The organism is Agromyces sp. NPDC056523 (assembly GCF_042794545.1).
Taxonomy (GTDB): Bacteria; Actinomycetota; Actinomycetes; order Actinomycetales; family Microbacteriaceae; genus Agromyces.
Window position 1 is genome coordinate 231,273 of sequence record NZ_JBHTTM010000003.1, and the last position, 14,736, is coordinate 246,008.

General features: G+C 71.4%; 12 protein-coding genes and 1 tRNA gene. 8 read left to right on the forward strand and 5 right to left on the reverse strand.

Going from position 1 to position 14,736, the window contains the following annotated elements; translation table 11 throughout:
* Positions 1–62: 62 nt before the first annotated feature.
* The 3 genes from ACFQ58_RS11960 to ACFQ58_RS11970 all read left to right on the forward strand — a co-directional run bounded on the left by ACFQ58_RS11960 (position 63) and on the right by ACFQ58_RS11970 (position 3,552).
* Positions 63–800: a glycosyltransferase family 2 protein gene (locus tag ACFQ58_RS11960; RefSeq protein WP_376951619.1), complete on the forward strand. Its 738-nt coding sequence runs from the start codon at positions 63–65 to the stop codon at positions 798–800.
* A complete protein-coding gene (locus ACFQ58_RS11965) occupies positions 797–2,356 on the forward strand; it encodes a glycosyltransferase 87 family protein (RefSeq protein WP_376951330.1) in 1,560 nt (519 codons plus the stop codon). The genes ACFQ58_RS11960 and ACFQ58_RS11965 overlap by 4 nt, the downstream gene beginning before the upstream one ends.
* A gap of 65 nt (positions 2,357–2,421) precedes the next feature.
* Positions 2,422–3,552: a heparan-alpha-glucosaminide N-acetyltransferase domain-containing protein gene (locus tag ACFQ58_RS11970; protein WP_376951332.1), complete on the forward strand. Its 1,131-nt coding sequence runs from the start codon at positions 2,422–2,424 to the stop codon at positions 3,550–3,552.
* A gap of 9 nt (positions 3,553–3,561) precedes the next feature.
* Here the strand turns inward: ACFQ58_RS11970 and ACFQ58_RS11975 are convergent, their stop codons facing one another.
* From ACFQ58_RS11975 to ACFQ58_RS11990, 4 genes are all read right to left on the reverse strand, one after another.
* Positions 3,562–4,104 carry a VanZ family protein gene (locus ACFQ58_RS11975; protein WP_376951333.1) on the reverse strand — a complete coding sequence of 181 codons (543 nt, stop codon included), beginning with the start codon at positions 4,102–4,104 and terminating at the stop codon, positions 3,562–3,564.
* Between the two features lie 77 nt (positions 4,105–4,181).
* Positions 4,182–4,258: transfer RNA gene (locus ACFQ58_RS11980), tRNA-Pro, on the reverse strand.
* A 35-nt stretch (positions 4,259–4,293) separates the two neighbouring features.
* Entirely contained in the window at positions 4,294–5,310 is a 1,017-nt protein-coding gene (locus tag ACFQ58_RS11985) for a metallophosphoesterase (protein ID WP_376951334.1), read from the reverse strand.
* Positions 5,310–7,853, reverse strand: a complete 2,544-nt coding sequence (locus ACFQ58_RS11990; RefSeq protein ID WP_376951335.1) for a transglycosylase domain-containing protein — start codon at positions 7,851–7,853, stop codon at positions 5,310–5,312. The genes ACFQ58_RS11985 and ACFQ58_RS11990 overlap by 1 nt, the downstream gene beginning before the upstream one ends.
* 164 nt (positions 7,854–8,017) lie before the next feature.
* Between ACFQ58_RS11990 and ACFQ58_RS11995 the strand changes: the two genes are divergently transcribed.
* From ACFQ58_RS11995 to ACFQ58_RS12005, 3 genes are all read left to right on the forward strand, one after another.
* Positions 8,018–8,245, forward strand: coding sequence for a hypothetical protein (locus tag ACFQ58_RS11995; RefSeq protein WP_376951336.1), 228 nt, complete (start codon positions 8,018–8,020; stop codon positions 8,243–8,245).
* A complete protein-coding gene (locus ACFQ58_RS12000; RefSeq protein WP_376951337.1) occupies positions 8,245–8,727 on the forward strand; it encodes a RidA family protein in 483 nt (160 codons plus the stop codon). The genes ACFQ58_RS11995 and ACFQ58_RS12000 overlap by 1 nt, the downstream gene beginning before the upstream one ends.
* Before the next feature lie 220 nt (positions 8,728–8,947).
* Positions 8,948–9,874, forward strand: coding sequence for an endonuclease domain-containing protein (locus ACFQ58_RS12005; protein WP_376951338.1), 927 nt, complete (start codon positions 8,948–8,950; stop codon positions 9,872–9,874).
* Positions 9,875–9,983: 109 nt separating this feature from the next.
* Here ACFQ58_RS12005 and acs read toward each other — a convergent pair whose 3' ends face one another.
* On the reverse strand, positions 9,984–11,939 hold the full coding sequence (acs, locus tag ACFQ58_RS12010) for an acetate--CoA ligase (RefSeq protein ID WP_376951339.1): 1,956 nt from the start codon (positions 11,937–11,939) through the stop codon (positions 9,984–9,986).
* Positions 11,940–12,495: 556 nt separating this feature from the next.
* On the opposite strand from acs, the gene ACFQ58_RS12015 reads away from it, so the two are divergent.
* Positions 12,496–13,662, forward strand: coding sequence for a TadA family conjugal transfer-associated ATPase (locus ACFQ58_RS12015; protein ID WP_376951340.1), 1,167 nt, complete (start codon positions 12,496–12,498; stop codon positions 13,660–13,662).
* Positions 13,656–14,690 (forward strand): hypothetical protein, encoded by a 1,035-nt coding sequence (locus ACFQ58_RS12020; protein WP_376951341.1) that lies wholly within the window; start codon positions 13,656–13,658, stop codon positions 14,688–14,690. Before ACFQ58_RS12015 ends, ACFQ58_RS12020 begins: the two co-directional genes overlap by 7 nt.
* The last annotated feature ends 46 nt before the right edge of the window (positions 14,691–14,736 follow it).

The following is a 14,736-nucleotide window of genomic DNA, read 5'->3' on the forward strand; positions in this document are numbered from 1 at the left end:
CGCCCTTCCGTGCAGCCGAGTCGCCGGGAGGCGGTGTGCAACTGGATCATCTCGTCGTGGTCATGCCCGCGTACAACGAGGCCGAGGGGCTGGCCGGATTCCTGGCCGAGGTGAGCGAGCACGTGACGCCGCTCGCCCGCCGGCTGAGCATCGTCGTGGTGAACGACCGGTCGACGGATGGCACGGGTGAGATGCTGCGCGGGCTCGTCGACGAGCTGCCGGGACTCGTTCCGATCGACGCCGAAGTCAACCGGGGCCACGGTCCGACCGCGCTCGCGGCGTACCGAGCCGGCCTCGACCTCGCACCCGACCTGGTCCTGCACGTCGACGGCGACGGGCAGTTCCACGGGGCCGACCTCGCCCGGGTGGTGCGGGCCGCCGTGTCCACCGGTGCCGACGTGGTGCACGGCGTGCGGCACGGTCGCGACGATCCGTGGTTCCGACGCGTGCTCACCGCGGCGGTCGGCGCCGTGGTGGCGCTCGCAGCCGGGCGGCGCGTGCCCGACGTCAACACCCCGCTGCGCGCCTATCGCCCGGAGCGGCTCGCCGAGCTGCTCGGCCGGATCCCCGCCGACGCGCTCGTGCCCCACGTGCACTTCTCGCTCGCCGAGGCTCGCCTCGGTTTCCGGGTGCGCTACGTCGAGGTCGCGAGCATCCCGCGCCGCGGGTCGAACCAGACCGGCACCATGTGGGGGGTCGAGCGGCCTCCGAAGCTCCCGCCGAAGCGCCTGCGGCAGTTCGCGGTCGCCGCGGCGGGCGAGCTCTGGCAGGTCTCGCTCCGGCCGGGAGCCGGGCGGTGACCTCGCCGGTCGGCGCCCCGTCGAGCGAGGCCCGACCGCGCACCGACGCGAGACGCGTCCTCGTCGACGTCGCGTGGTGGGTCGCACTCGTCGCGCTCGTCGCGGCCAACCTCGCCGTGCTCATCCCGGGCATCGCGACGGTGCGGCTCTGGGAGGACGAGGCGTTCAACCTCAGCGTGCCGCTCAACCTGGTGCGCGGACTGGGGTACGCGAGCGACGGCACGCTGTCGGGAAGCGAGCTCGCGCCGTTCGATGTCCGCATCTCCACGGGGCCGGTCATGCTGCTCCCGATCGCCGGACTCATCGGGATCGGCGTCGACCCCGTGTTCGCCGGACGCGGGGTCGCGACGGCCGGGTACCTCGGGCTCCTGGTGGCGCTCGCCCTTGTCGGCCGGCGGCTCGGCGGCCGGTGGGCCGCGGTCGTCGCGGTCGCGGTTCCGCTGGCGTTCGAGACGGCGGCGATGCCCTCGCCGATCCAGACGCCCGTCGACGTGCTCGGCGAGGTGACCGCGGCCGCGTTCCTCGTGGCAGCGCTGCTGTTCGTCCATCGTCGCCCCTGGCTCGCGGGCCTCATGCTCGGCCTCGCCATCCAGGTCAAGTTCATCGCGCTGCTCGCCGTGCCGGCGTTCACGATCGCCGTCCTCCTCGACGGCACAGGGCCGATCCTCCGACGGGCACGGAGCAATGTCCCGAAGGTGCTGTGGGCGGCCCTCGCGGCCGCGGCGCCGACCGTGCTCTTCGAAGTGTCGAAGCTCCTCAGCCTCGGTGCGGCCGGCTACGTGCAGAACGTGCGCGAGTTCGGCTGGTTCCTCCGCTCCGGGGGTCAGCGGGGATACGCGGTCCCGCCGCTCGACAAGCTCGGCACGCTGCTGGAGTCGTGGAACCTCCCCGTCGTCGTCGCGGCCGTGGTCGCGGCGCTGGTCGTCGCGGGTGGAACGGCGGTCCTCGTGGTCGCGCTGCGCCGCATCGCCCGGAGCCCCGAGGTGCTCGAGACCTCCGGTGGCAGCCGCACCGACCCGGCCGAGTTCCGCGCCATGTTGCTTGCCGCCGCGCTCGGGCTGGCGACCTACCTCGCGTGGTGGCTGGTCTCCCGGCACACGCCGGCGTGGGTGCGGCATCCGGCCCCCGCCGTGCTCGCGTTCGTTCCCGTGCTCGTCGCCGCCATCGTGCCCGCCGCGCGGATCGCGTGGTCGGCAGCGGCAGCACGATGGTGGCGCGCGGCGATCGCCGGGGTCGCGGCGGTCGGCATCGTGGCGCTGGCATGGTCGATCGCCGGCCGCGTAGGCGCCGTCGGCGATCACGTCTATCCGCCCGGTGAGACCCTCTCCGCCCAGCGGGAGGCCGCGCGGGACATCGCCGAGCTCGGCTACGACCACGTCGCGGTGGTCTGGGGTCCCGGCGTGAGCATCGGCGTCCTCGCGGGCGCGCACGTCGGCCTGACCGACGCGGTGGAGGTGACCGCCGACGATCCGCGGATCTGGTTCGGGGAGGCCCCGCCGCGCTGCGACGTGGAACTCGAGTCGGGGGAGTACCTGGTCTGCATCGCAGTGCCCTGATCGCCGCCCGCGTGCCGTGTCCGAAGCCGGGCGCAGTCCGCTCGCATCCGTGCGAGAGTGGCAGCATGACGGCCGCCGCACCTCGCACGACGGCGTCGACGCGCGCGGCCGTCCGCATCGATGGGGTGGACGCCGCACGCGGGATCGCGCTGATCGGGATGTTCGTGGCGCACGTCGCGCCCGCGGCCGCGACCATTGACGCCAACGAGCTGATCGCGCTGGCCGACGATCGCCCGCGCCTGCTCTTCGCGCTGACGGCGGGCATCGGACTGGGCCTCATCTCGGGCGCCGTCCGGCCGGTGCGCGACCGGGGCGAGCGCGGCACGCTCCGGCGCCAGATCGCGATCCGGGCCGTGCTGCTCATCGCACTCGGCGTGCTCGTCGTCGCGATGCTGCGGCCGCTCGTGTTCGTGATCCTCGACGTGTACGGCGTCGCATTCCTCGTCATGCTGCCGCTGCTCTTCCTCCCCGCACGCGTGGCGATGGTCCTCGGCACGGTGCTCCTGACCATGACGCCGGCCATCACCGCGATCGCCGCGCGCGACCCGCAGACCGTCGAACTCGCCGACGGCCCGCTCGGGCTGCTCGCCACCTGGTTCCTCGTCGGTGCCTACCCCGTCATCATCTGGATCCCGGTGATGCTGATCGGGCTCGGGATGGCGCGCGCCGGCGTCGCGTCGCCGCGCGTCGTGCATTGGTCCGCGCTCATCGCCGTGGCCGTGGCATCCGTCACCCTGCCGCTGGCCCGGCTGCTGCCCGACCCGGGCGAGGAGACGCTCGATCCGTCGACGGCCGCGTGGGCCGCACCGGTGCGCGCGTCGCTCGAGACCCTGGGGAACACCGCCGTGGGAGTCGTCGTCGTCGCTGCGACCGTCGCACTGACGGCGCTCGCACGGCCGGCGGCGCGCCAGGTCGCGCGCACCGCGCTCTCGCCGATCACGGCCATGGGCGCGATGCCGCTTACGATCTACACAGCGCACCTCGTCGTCATCGCCGCCTCGAAGCGCAGGGTGGACGGCGTGGTGACGGATGATTCCTGGCCGCTCGTGATCGGCCTCGTCGTCGGGTCGATGGTCTTCGCCTGGCTCTGGCAGCACTACATCGGGCGCGGGCCGCTCGAGATGCTCCTGCGTTGGGCGAGCGGACGATCGCGCCCTGAGGCTCAGGAGCCGGCGCGCGGCCCTGATCGTCCGTGACCGGCGCCGTCACCCGGCCCGCGGCTCGCGCAGGACCGGCCCCGTCGGTCGGAACCACGACCGCACCGCCAGCAGCGTGATCGCCGCGCCCATTCCGGCGCCGACGGTGTTCGCGATCATGTCCCGAGGGTCGAACGTGCGGGCCGGAAGGTACCTCGCCTGGACGATCTCGGCGGCGAGGCTCACTGCCAACGCGATCGCCATCGCCGCGACCACGCTGCGCCAGCGCGGCCGGCGGACCCAGGCGATCCACAGCGCACCGAGCGGCAGGAACATCAGCGCGTTCCCGGCCGACTCGACGAGCGGGTAGCGCACTGCCGCCGACAGACCCCAGGACCCGAGTATGCCGAGCAGCCACGTGGGGTCGATCAGCCCGCCCTCGCCATCGACGTGTACCGGCCAGAACAGCACGATGCCGAGGCCGATCGAGTAGGCCACCGTCACCAGGGCGATCCAGACGCGGGGGAGACGGATCCGCGGCACCGGTGGGGCCGCCAGCCGGGCGAGGCGAGCGGATGCCGCGAGCCGACGCTCCGAGCGGTCCGAGGTCATCGATTCAGCGTAGCCGCGTTCCGCCGCGACACCCCCGGAGACGACGACGGCCCCTCCCGAAGGAGGGGCCGATCAGATGGTCGGGGTGACAGGATTTGAACCTGCGACCTCTTCGTCCCGAACGAAGCGCGCTACCAAGCTGCGCCACACCCCGATGGCCCGAGGGCCTCCACAAGGATAGCCGATATTTCAGGCGCTCCCGACCACGCTCCCCGCCGTCGTGCGGGCCGGTCGAGCGGCCGTCAGGGTCAGCAGGGTCGCCTCCGGCGGGCACGCGAACCGGACCGGGGCGTAGATCGACGTGCCGAGGCCCGCCGACACGTGGAGGTACGCCGAGCGCAGTCCGTGGCGCCAGAGCGACAGGCCCTTCACCTGGGTCCGCGGGATGTCGCAGTTGGTGACGAGCGCCCCGTAGCCCGGCACGCACACCTGTCCGCCGTGGGTGTGCCCGGCGAGCATGAGCTGCGCGCCGTGGGTCACGAACGAGTTGAGCACGCGCTGGTACGGCGCGTGCGTCACGCCCACCGTGACCGTCGGGCGCGGGTGCGGCACGGTGGCCGGGTCTGGCCAGACGTCGTCGCCGAGGGGGTCGTCCGAACGGAGGTCGTCGATGGCGGCCGTGATCAGATCGAGCCGGTCGTAGCCCTTGTGCGGGTCGTCGACGCCGAAGAACTCGAAGTGGGTGCCTCGCAGGTCCAGGCTCGTGGCCCGATTGTCGATGTCGGTCCAGCCCAACTCGCCGAAGAACGCGTGCAGCGCCGCGATGTCGAGTTCGGCGGCGCGCCCGAGGTTCACCGACGGACCGCCGAAGTACGAGAACGGGTTCTTCAGCACGGGTCCGAAGTAGTCGTTGGAGCCGTTGACGAAGACACCGGGGATCCCCGCGAAGGGCGCGAAGGCACGTCGGATGCCCTCGAGACCGCGCACGTGACCGAGGTTGTCGCCCGTGTTCACGACGAGGTCAGGGTGGAGGGCGGCGAGTGCGGCCACCCACTCCTGCTTCGATCGCTGCCACGGCGCCATGTGCAGGTCGGACACGTGCAGGACGCGCACCGGGTCGGCGCCGGCGGGCAGCACGGGCACCTCGACGCGGCGCAGCGTCCACTGGGTCCGCTCGATGAGCGAGCCCCACGCCCCGGCGGCCACGGCGGCGACGCCGATCGCCGAGGCGATCCGCGTCGCGGCCGTGGCGAGGCCGCCGGGCACTAGTCGTTACCGGGCGGCGCTACTCCGTCGCCACCGCCGGGGGTACCGAGCTTGCCGACCGTGATGGTGACCCGGTCTCCCTGCTTCGCAGCAGAACCCGCAGCCGGAGACTGCCCGATGACGATCCCGTCCTGCGTCGGATCGAGCACGTCCTGCTCCGTCCGGTCGACCTTGAATCCTGCACTCTTCAGCGCGTTCTCGGCTTCGTCCTGGTTCATGCCGGCGACATCCGGAACCGTGACGCCGTTGCCGCGACTGACTTGCAGCGAGATGACCGCACCGCGGCTCGCCGTGCCCGACGGGTTCTGGGCGCCGATCGTGCCCTTGGGCTGGCTGGAGTCGACCTCGCCGTCCATCGACCATCCGAAGCCGGCGGACTCGAGCGCCTGCTGCGCCTCCTCTGGTGACAGGCCGAGCACGTCGGGCACCGACACCTGCGGGGCGTTCAGGAACGAGCTCTGCGGCTCGGGGAAGTCGTCGCCGCCGTACTTGGCGTTGGCGTACGACATCACGCGAGGCCAGATCTGGTGGCGGAGCGTGGCCGCCTGGCCGGCGTCGAAGTAGGTGTCGCGCAGGTTCACGTGACCGGTGACGTTGAACACGCCCACGACCGTCGCGACCTTGGTCGACGCGCCGCTCATCCAGGTGGCCTCGGCGTTGTCGGTCGTTCCGGTCTTGCCGATCATCGGCACCCACGGGTCGGTGCGTCCGCTCGAGCTGGTTCCCGTGCCGTCGGTCATGACACGCTGCATCGCGTACGCGGTGGCGTTGGCCACCTCGGGCGTGAGGGCCTGGGTGCACTCGCTCTTCGGCGGCGCGACATCCTCGCCCTTCGCGTCCACCATGCGGTCGATCGCGATCGGCGTGCACGAGGTGCCGTTGCCCGCGATGCCGGCGAACGCGGTCGCCATCGAGAGCGGAGCGACCTCGTTCGTGCCAAGGACGGCCGATGGGAACTGCGAGAGCGCTTGGTAGTCGGCGCGGTGCACGCCGAGCGCCTCGGCCGTCTTGGCGATGCCGCACAGGTCGAGCTGCTTGGCCATCGCCACGAAGCCGCTGTTGTACGAGTTCACGGTGTTCTGCACGGCGCTCCAGTAGCCGCCGTCCTCACCGCCGTCGTTCTTGGGGTTCCAGCCGTCGCCGCTCATGGTGCCTTCGCAGCTGTTGTTGAACTGGCCCCAGTTGTCGCGGCGCCGGGCGTCGACGGACTCGTTCAGCGAGTGGCCCTCCTTGAGCCATTCCGCGAGCGTGAAGACTTTGTACGTCGATCCGGGCTGGAAGCCGCTCGAACCGCCGTAGTCGATGTCGGAGTTGTAGTTCACCGCGCTGTAGTTCGCACCGCTGGCGAGCACGTCGGGATCGTTCGAGAAGTCCTTGTTCTGCGCCATCGCGAGGATGCGGCCGGTCCCGACCTCGACGCTCACGACGGTGCTGCCGATGTCCACGCCGTCGGCGGTCTTCGGCACGTTCTCGTTGATCGCGTTGATCGCCTCGTTCTGCAGTCCGAGGTCGAGCGTCGTGTAGATGTCGAGGCCGCCCGTCTGCAGGAGCTCGCGGCCCTCGTTGACATCGGGCGTGTCCGGGTCGTCGAACTTGTTCTTGATCTCCCACGAGACGTAGTCGCAGAAGAACGCATGGCCCTTGGCCGACACGCATCCGGTGCTCGGCTGCGTGATCGCGGGGGCCACGGGCTCCGCGATGGCGGCGTCGTGCTCCTCCTGCGTGATCTTCTTCTCCTTGAGCATCTCGCCCAGGATGTAGTCGCGTCGATCCTTGTTCGCCGCGTACGGGACAGGGTTGCCCGCGGCATCCACCGAGGCGGTGCCGTTCTCCTCGCTCTCGGGGTAGTCGAGGCGGAACTTCTCGGGATGGTTCACGATCGCGATGAGGCTCGCCGCCTGCGCGAGCGTGAGGTCGCGGGCATTCGTGCCGAAGTAGTACTGAGCGGCGGCCTGGACGCCGTACACGCGTCCGCCGAAGTGCGCGATGTTCAGGTAGCCGAGGAGGATCTCGTCCTTCGAGAACTTCTTCTCGAGCGTGATCGCGTACCGGATCTCCTTGAGCTTGCGCTCGGCGCTGACCTCGGTGGCCTCCTCGTAGGCGGCCTGCTTCTCCTCCTCGGTCTGCGCCTCGGACACGCCGTTGTTGATGAGCACGTTCTTCACGTACTGCTGCGTGATCGAGGAACCACCCTGCGTGTCGCCGCCGATGACGGTCTTCAGGGCACCGCGCACGGTGCCCTGGATGTCGACCCCGCCGTGGTCGTAGAAGCGGGGATCCTCACCCGCGACCGCGGAATCCTTCAGGTACTGCGAGATGTAGTCCCACGCCACCTCCTCGCGGTTCTCGTCGAAGAACGACGCCATCGCGGACGGCACGCCGTCGACCATCGCGTAGACGGTGGACTTCTCGGCGAGCTCGGCGGGCTCGAGGTACCCGGGGAGGTTCTCGAACATCGTGATGCCGTTGTTCGCGGCCATGCCCGTGACGGCGAGTGCGGGGGTCACCGCTGCGGTCACCAGGATGCCGGCGAGTGCGCTCATGCCGACGAAGCCGAGGATGCCAGAGGCGGTGTCACTCAAGGGTTTTTGGGCAGACATATAGTGGAGCTTAACCGAGAAGGCTGGCAAAACACGCTGTGCACCAGCGTGCCGAGGTGTTGCGCGCCTGCCGACTCGCTCCGATCAGCCGGTCCGAAGGAGCGTCAATGCCCGCCTGGGAGTACATCACCACCCCGCTGCTCATCCACAACACGGCCGCGATCCTCAACAACTGGGGGTCCGAGGGCTGGGAGCTCGTGCAGGTCGTGCAGGGTCCCGAGGGCGGGCTCGTGGCGTACCTCAAGCGCCCGGTCGGCGGTGAGACGTCGGTCGCGGCATCCGCCGGTGCCGCCGCGGCCGCCCAGGCCGCGAAGCAGTTCGAGGGCGACGCCTGATGGCCTCCGGGTCCGCATCGGCCGAGGCGCGCCTGGCAGAGCTCGGCATCGAGCTTCCGGATGTCGCGGCGCCCGTCGCCGCGTACGTGCCCGCGGTCGCCACGGGCTCACTGGTGTACACGTCCGGCCAGCTGCCGTTCGTGTCCGGCGCCCTGCCCGCGACAGGCAAGGTCGGCGACGGACACAGGCTGGTCCCCGCCGAGGATGCGAAGGGCTACGCGCGCCTCTGCGCGCTCAATGCGCTCGCGGCCGTGCGCGCCGAGCTCGGTTCGCTCGACCGCGTGGTCCGCGTGGTCAAGCTCGTCGGCTTCGTGGCGTCCGACGCGGCGTTCACGGGCCAGCCGGGCGTCGTGAACGGCGCGTCCGAGCTCATCGGCGAGGTCTTCGGCGACGCCGGCAAGCACGCACGCTCGGCCGTCGGCGTCGCGGCCCTGCCGCTCGACGCGCCGGTCGAGGTCGAGCTCATCGTCGAGTTCGCATAGCGCCGGCGGCGCCGCGGGTCGGTTCGCAGGAGATCACAGCGCGCGCAGGACGAGATCGCGCAACTCGTCCTGCACATCGCCGGATCTCCTGTGAAGGCGGCGGGATCGGCCGCGCCGCGCCGGCGAGCGAGCCGTCCTCCACAACCCGGTGGGCCGATCACGAGGGCGACCGACCGTCGATCGCGCGCTTGTGCCGTTGCGGCGGCTGGATGCTCGCGGAATGCACCTCCCGTCCATCATCCGTCGATTCGGCGGCATCGTTCATCGCGCCGACCTCTACGCGCTCGGCGCAACGGCAGACTCGATCCGCGCGGCCGTTCGCGGCGGCCAGATCCTCCGGGTGCGCCGCGACTGGGTCGCGACGCCGGATGCTCCAGCTGTGCTCCGGCGCGCCGTGGAGATCGGCGGTCGGCTGGCCTGCATCTCCGCAGCGTCGCATCTGTCGCTGTGGACCATCGATGACGGCGCCTTCCATGTCGCTGCGGCTCCGACCGCCAGTCGTCTCAGGCTCGCCGTATCGGTACCTCCCGGGAGGTCGCCGGAGGTCGTCCACTGGACGATGCCGCCCGTCCCGGTCACGGCACGGAGCGCGATCGACCCGATCGAGAACGTGCTCGTCGCCATCGCTCGGTGCCAGCCGCGCGAACATGCCGTCGCGGTCATCGACTCCGCGCTGAACCGGAAGCTGGTCCGCAGAGGTCAGCTCCTCCGCGTCGCTGCGTCAGTAGGTGGGCGATTCGCCGATGTCGTCGCCGACTCCGACGCGCGGGCGGATTCAGGCCTCGAGACGTTGCCCCGGCTCCGCCTCGCGCGGCAGGGGATCGAGATGGTGCCGCAGGTGCGGATCGACGGGCATCAGGTCGACGGGCTGATCGGCGAACGACTCGTGCTGCAGTTCGACGGCGACCAGTTCCACTCGACGAGGGAACAGCGGCAACGCGACCGAGAACAGGATGCGCGTCTCATGCTGCAGGGGTTCACGGTGCTCCGATTCGGCACGCCCGACGTCCTCGACCACTGGTCGCGGACGGAGGGACAGATCCTGTCGGCGATTGCGCAGGGGCTCCACCTCTGGGTCGGGCCCGCGAGCCTCCGGCCAGCTTCGCAGGAGATCCGGCGAATCGCAGGAGGCGCCGGCCTGATCTGAGCGGCGAGCCGCGGATTCTCCTGCAGACGCCGCGAGGCCCTCGGTGCGGCGCCAGACGACGGATGCCGCGACGGGAACGTGCCCGTCGCGGCATCCGGTGTCGACGGGGTCAGCGCACCTGTGCGCTGATCACCTGCATGATCGACGTGTCGGCGAGCGTCGTGGTGTCGCCGATCTCGCGGCCCTCGGCGAGGTCGCGCAGCAGGCGGCGCATGATCTTGCCCGACCGGGTCTTCGGCAGCTCGTTGACGATGAAGACCTGACGCGGGCGCGCGATCGCGCCGATCTGGGTGGCGACGTGCTTGCGCAGCTCCTCGCTCGCCTCGGTCGGGTCGCTGACCTGCGAGACCTGGCTCGCCTTGAGGATCACGAACGCGACGACCGCCTGACCCGTGGTCTCGTCGGAGGCGCCGACGACGGCGGCCTCGGCCGTCCACGGGTGGGCGACGAGCGACGACTCGATCTCGGCGGTCGAGAGGCGGTGGCCGGAGACGTTCATGACGTCGTCGACGCGGCCGAGCAGCCAGAAGTCGCCGTCCTCGTCACGCCGGGCACCGTCGCCGGCGAAGTACTTGTCGCCGAACTTCTCCCAGTACGTCTCCTTGAAGCGCTCGGGGTCGCCCCAGATGCCGCGGAGCATCGACGGCCACGGCTCGGTGACGACGAGGAGTCCGCCGCCCTCGCCGTCGACGGACGTGCCGTCATCGTCGAGGATGCCGATCTCGACGCCGGGGACCGGTACCTGCGCCGCGCCGGGCTTGAGGTCGGTGATGCCCGGCAGCGCTGAGATCATGATCGCGCCGGTCTCGGTCTGCCACCACGTGTCGACGACCGGGATCGAGCCGCCGCCGATGACGTGGCGGTACCAGATCCACGCCTCGGGGTTGATCGGCTCGCCGACCGAACCGAGCAGGCGGAGCGACCGCAGGTTGAACTCGTGCGGAATCTGCCGGCCGAGCTTCATGAACGAGCGGATGGCGGTGGGCGCCGTGTACAGGATCGAGACCTTGTACTTCTCGACGATCTCCCACCAACGGCCGGGGTGCGGCGTGTCGGGCGTGCCCTCGTACAGCACCTGCGTCGCGCCGTTCGCGAGCGGCCCGTAGACCACGTAGGAGTGGCCGGTGATCCAGCCGACGTCGGCGGTGCACCAGTACACGTCGCGCTCGGGGTGCAGGTCGAACACGTTCTTGTGGGTGAACGCCGCCTGGGTGAGGTAGCCGCCCGACGTGTGCAGGATGCCCTTCGGCTTCCCGGTGGTGCCCGAGGTGTAGAGGATGAACAACGGGTGCTCGGCCTCGAACGCCTTCGCCTCGTGCTCGTTCGACGCCGTCGCGACGATCTCGTGCCACCAGAGGTCGCGGTCGGCGTTCCAGTCGACCTCGTTCTCGCCGCGCTTGACGACGAGCACGTTCCGCACGGTGTCGCCCTGGGTCTTGCCGAGCGCCTCGTCGACGACGGGCTTGAGCGGGAAGACCCGGCCCTTACGGTACCCGCCGTCGGCCGTGATGACGACGGATGCCTCGGCGTCATCGATGCGCGAGGCGAGGCTGTCGGCGCTGAACCCGCCGAAGACGACCGAGTGGATGGCGCCGATGCGCGCGCAGGCGAGCATGGCCACCACGGCCTCGGGGATCATCGGCAGGTAGATCGCGACGCGATCGTGTTCGCCGACGCCGAGGTCGGTGAGCGCATTCGCGGCGCGCTTCACCTCGTCGGTCAGCTCGGCGTAGGTGACGGCGCGCGAGTCGCCGGGCTCGCCCTCCCAGAGCAGCGCGACGCGGTCGCCGAGGCCGGCCTCGACGTGCCGGTCGAGGCAGTTCACGGCGACGTTGAGCTCGCCGTCGTCGAACCACTTCGCGAACGGAGGGTTCGACCAGTCGAGGGTGCGGGTGAAGGGCTTCTCCCACTGGAGGAGCGTGCGGGCCTGGTCGGCCCAGAAGCCGATCCGGTCGGCCCGGGCGGCGTCGTAGAGGCCCTCGTCGGCGACGGCCTGGGCGGCGAACTCGGGACTCGGGCGGAAGCGCCGGATCTCCTCGAGCGCGTGATCGATCTGCGCGTTCATAGTGGTGCGATCGCTCCTTCGCGAAAGATTGGACTATCGGGTTCGCCTGCCCTGTACAGCAGACTAGCGCCCGCCGGAGGCGTGTCGTTCGCGACGGAGTCGCACGACGTCGTAGTCTTGAGCCCGTTCGCGTGTCGTTGCCGCCGCCGAGCGAGTGTCGTCCAGGGATCGCGCCGGGGGCACCTCCTTCGGAATGCGTCGCATTCTGATGATTTCTCCAACGATTTCGCCCTCCTTCACCTCCAGGACTGGAGGAAGTCGCAGACATTGCTGTGTGTCGGCACAAATGAGGACAAAAAGTACTTGCGCATGGAGATCGAGCCCATACACTGAGAACGCCCGAACGTTTGCTTCGTGGCCTGCAACGCTCGAGATTCCCCCCAATCCGTGCGTTGCCGAGGCGGCACCTGTTCCCCCCAATGGGTGCCGCCCCCTTCTGTTTCACGGCGACGGATGTCGCACGAGCCCTCCTCCACAACGACGTGGCGGAGGGCTCGTTCCGTTCCCGCACGTGCCGCGCCCGTCGCCCGGATGTCCCGCGCCTAGCGTCGGTCGCATGCCTCGCCCGTTCGTCGCCGTCCCGTCCTGGGAGCCACCGCTGCCGGAGCGCCTCGTCGCCGGGTCGGCAGGTGAGACGCCGCTCACGGCGGCATCGCCGTGGGCGCCCGAGGCGCTGTCCGGCGCCGTGCACGGGGCCATCGATCCGACGGTCGACGCGACGGCGGTCGATCGCGCCGAGCGCCGGGCCGCGGCCTCCGCGCCCTTCGGCGCCGACGTAGCCGCCGCGCGCGGCGTGGCCGTCGACGAGCTGGCGCTGCTCGGCCCGCTCGCCGGGTACGCCGCAGCCGGACCGGTCACCGACCTGTTCCTCAACGGCGACCGCGGACTCTGGATCGACCGGGGAGCGGGTCCGGAGCACGAGCCCTCGTGGAGCGCCGCGGAGGAGGACGTGCGCGCCCTCGCGATCCAGCTCATCGCGCGCGGCGGGCGGCACGTCGACGAGGCGACCCCAGCCGTCGACGTCCGCCTCGGCCGCGGCATCCGGGTGCATGCGGTGCTCCCGCCGCTCTCGTCGAGCGGCACGCTGGTCTCGGTCCGGATCCCACGGATCGCCGACTTCCCGCTCGCCGCACTCGCGAGGGCGGGCATGCTCGACGACGAGCAGGAGGCGGCGCTGCGACGCGCGGTCGCGGAACGGCGCAACATCCTGGTGACCGGCGCGGGCGGAACGGGGAAGACCACCCTGCTGGGGGCCCTGCTCGGCGAGGCGGGGCCGAAAGAGCGGATCGTGCTGCTCGAAGACGTGGCCGAGCTGCGGATCTCGCACCCGCACGTCGTGTCCTTGGAGGCCCGGCAGGCCAACCTCGAAGGCAGCGGGCGGATCGGCCTCGATGTGCTGCTGCGCGAGGCGCTGCGCATGCGACCCGATCGGCTCGTCGTCGGCGAATGCCGTGGGCCCGAGCTGCGCGAATTGCTCGCGGCACTCAACACGGGGCACGACGGCGGGGCGGGCACCTTGCACGCCAACTCCCTCGACGACGTGCCGGCGCGGCTCGAGGCCCTCGGGTCGACCGCGGGCATGTCGCCCGACGCCGTGGCTCGTCAGGCCGTCAGTGCATTCGACCTCGTCGTCCACCTCGAACGACAGGAGGGTCGCCGCCGAGTCGGGCGGATCGGCCGGTTCGAGCTCGACGGCGCCCGACTGGGGATCGAGCCGTGCTGAACCCTGCCGAGGCGCGGGCGCCGGCGCCGGTCCGCCTCGCCGCGGCCCTCATGGCGCGACGGCGCCTGGTGCGTGCCGACCCGGGGGCCGCGGTCGACCGGGTAGCGGCCGCTTCCGAGCGGCTCGCGGCGCTGCTCACCGCAGGACTCGCACCGGCGGCGGCCTGGCGCAACGTCGACCTCGTATCCGACGGTGCCCTCGTTCGCGGCGCCGCAGCAGGCCGCGGCGACGAACTCGTGATCGCGGCCGCCGCCGCGGCGGCGGGCGAGGGAGCCTCCGTGGCCGGCGCGATCGAGCGCGTGCGCGCGTCGCGCGCCGACGCGTCGCCGGCGTGGTCGATCCTGGCCGCCGCGTGGGCGGTGGCCGATGCCGCAGGCGCTCCGCTCGCGGGATGCCTCGGCGTGCTCGCCGGCGCGCTCCGGGCCGAGGCGCAGTTGCGCCGCGAGGCGGCCGCGGCCCTGGCCGGCCCCGCCGCGAGCGCCAAGCTCGTCGCGGCCCTTCCGCTGATCGCGCTGGCCTTCGGCGCCGTGCTGGGGTTCGACACGGTCGGGGTGTTGTTCGGCAACCCCGTCGGTCTCGGTTGCCTGGTCGGCGGCTCGGCACTGCTCTGGGCCGGCACCCGCTGGAGTCGCGCGATGGTCGCCAGGGCCGCCGCCGCGCGGCCGACGAGTGGGGTCGAGCTCGAGCTGCTCGCCGTGGCCCTGACCAGTGGAACCTCACTGCCGCGCGCCGAGGAGATCGTGGCCACGGCACTCCGGACCCACCTCCCGGAACTGGCCGATTCGGCGTCTGCTGCGCCGGTGCTCCGACTCGCCGAGCGTGCGGGTGCGCCCGTGGCCGACCTGCTCCGTGCCGAGGCGAATCGCCGGCGTGGTGCGGCGCAGACGGCCGGCGCCGTCCGGGCCGCGGCACTCGGGGTTCGGCTCATGATCCCCCTCGGCTGCTGCGTGCTCCCCGCCTTCGTCCTGTTGGGCGTCGCGCCGTTGCTCATCTCCGTCGTCACGGGCACGCTCGGCGGTGCCGTGTGACCGCTCCAGTCTCGTGCCACCGTCGCCGCAGCTGCGGCCCAGAGAG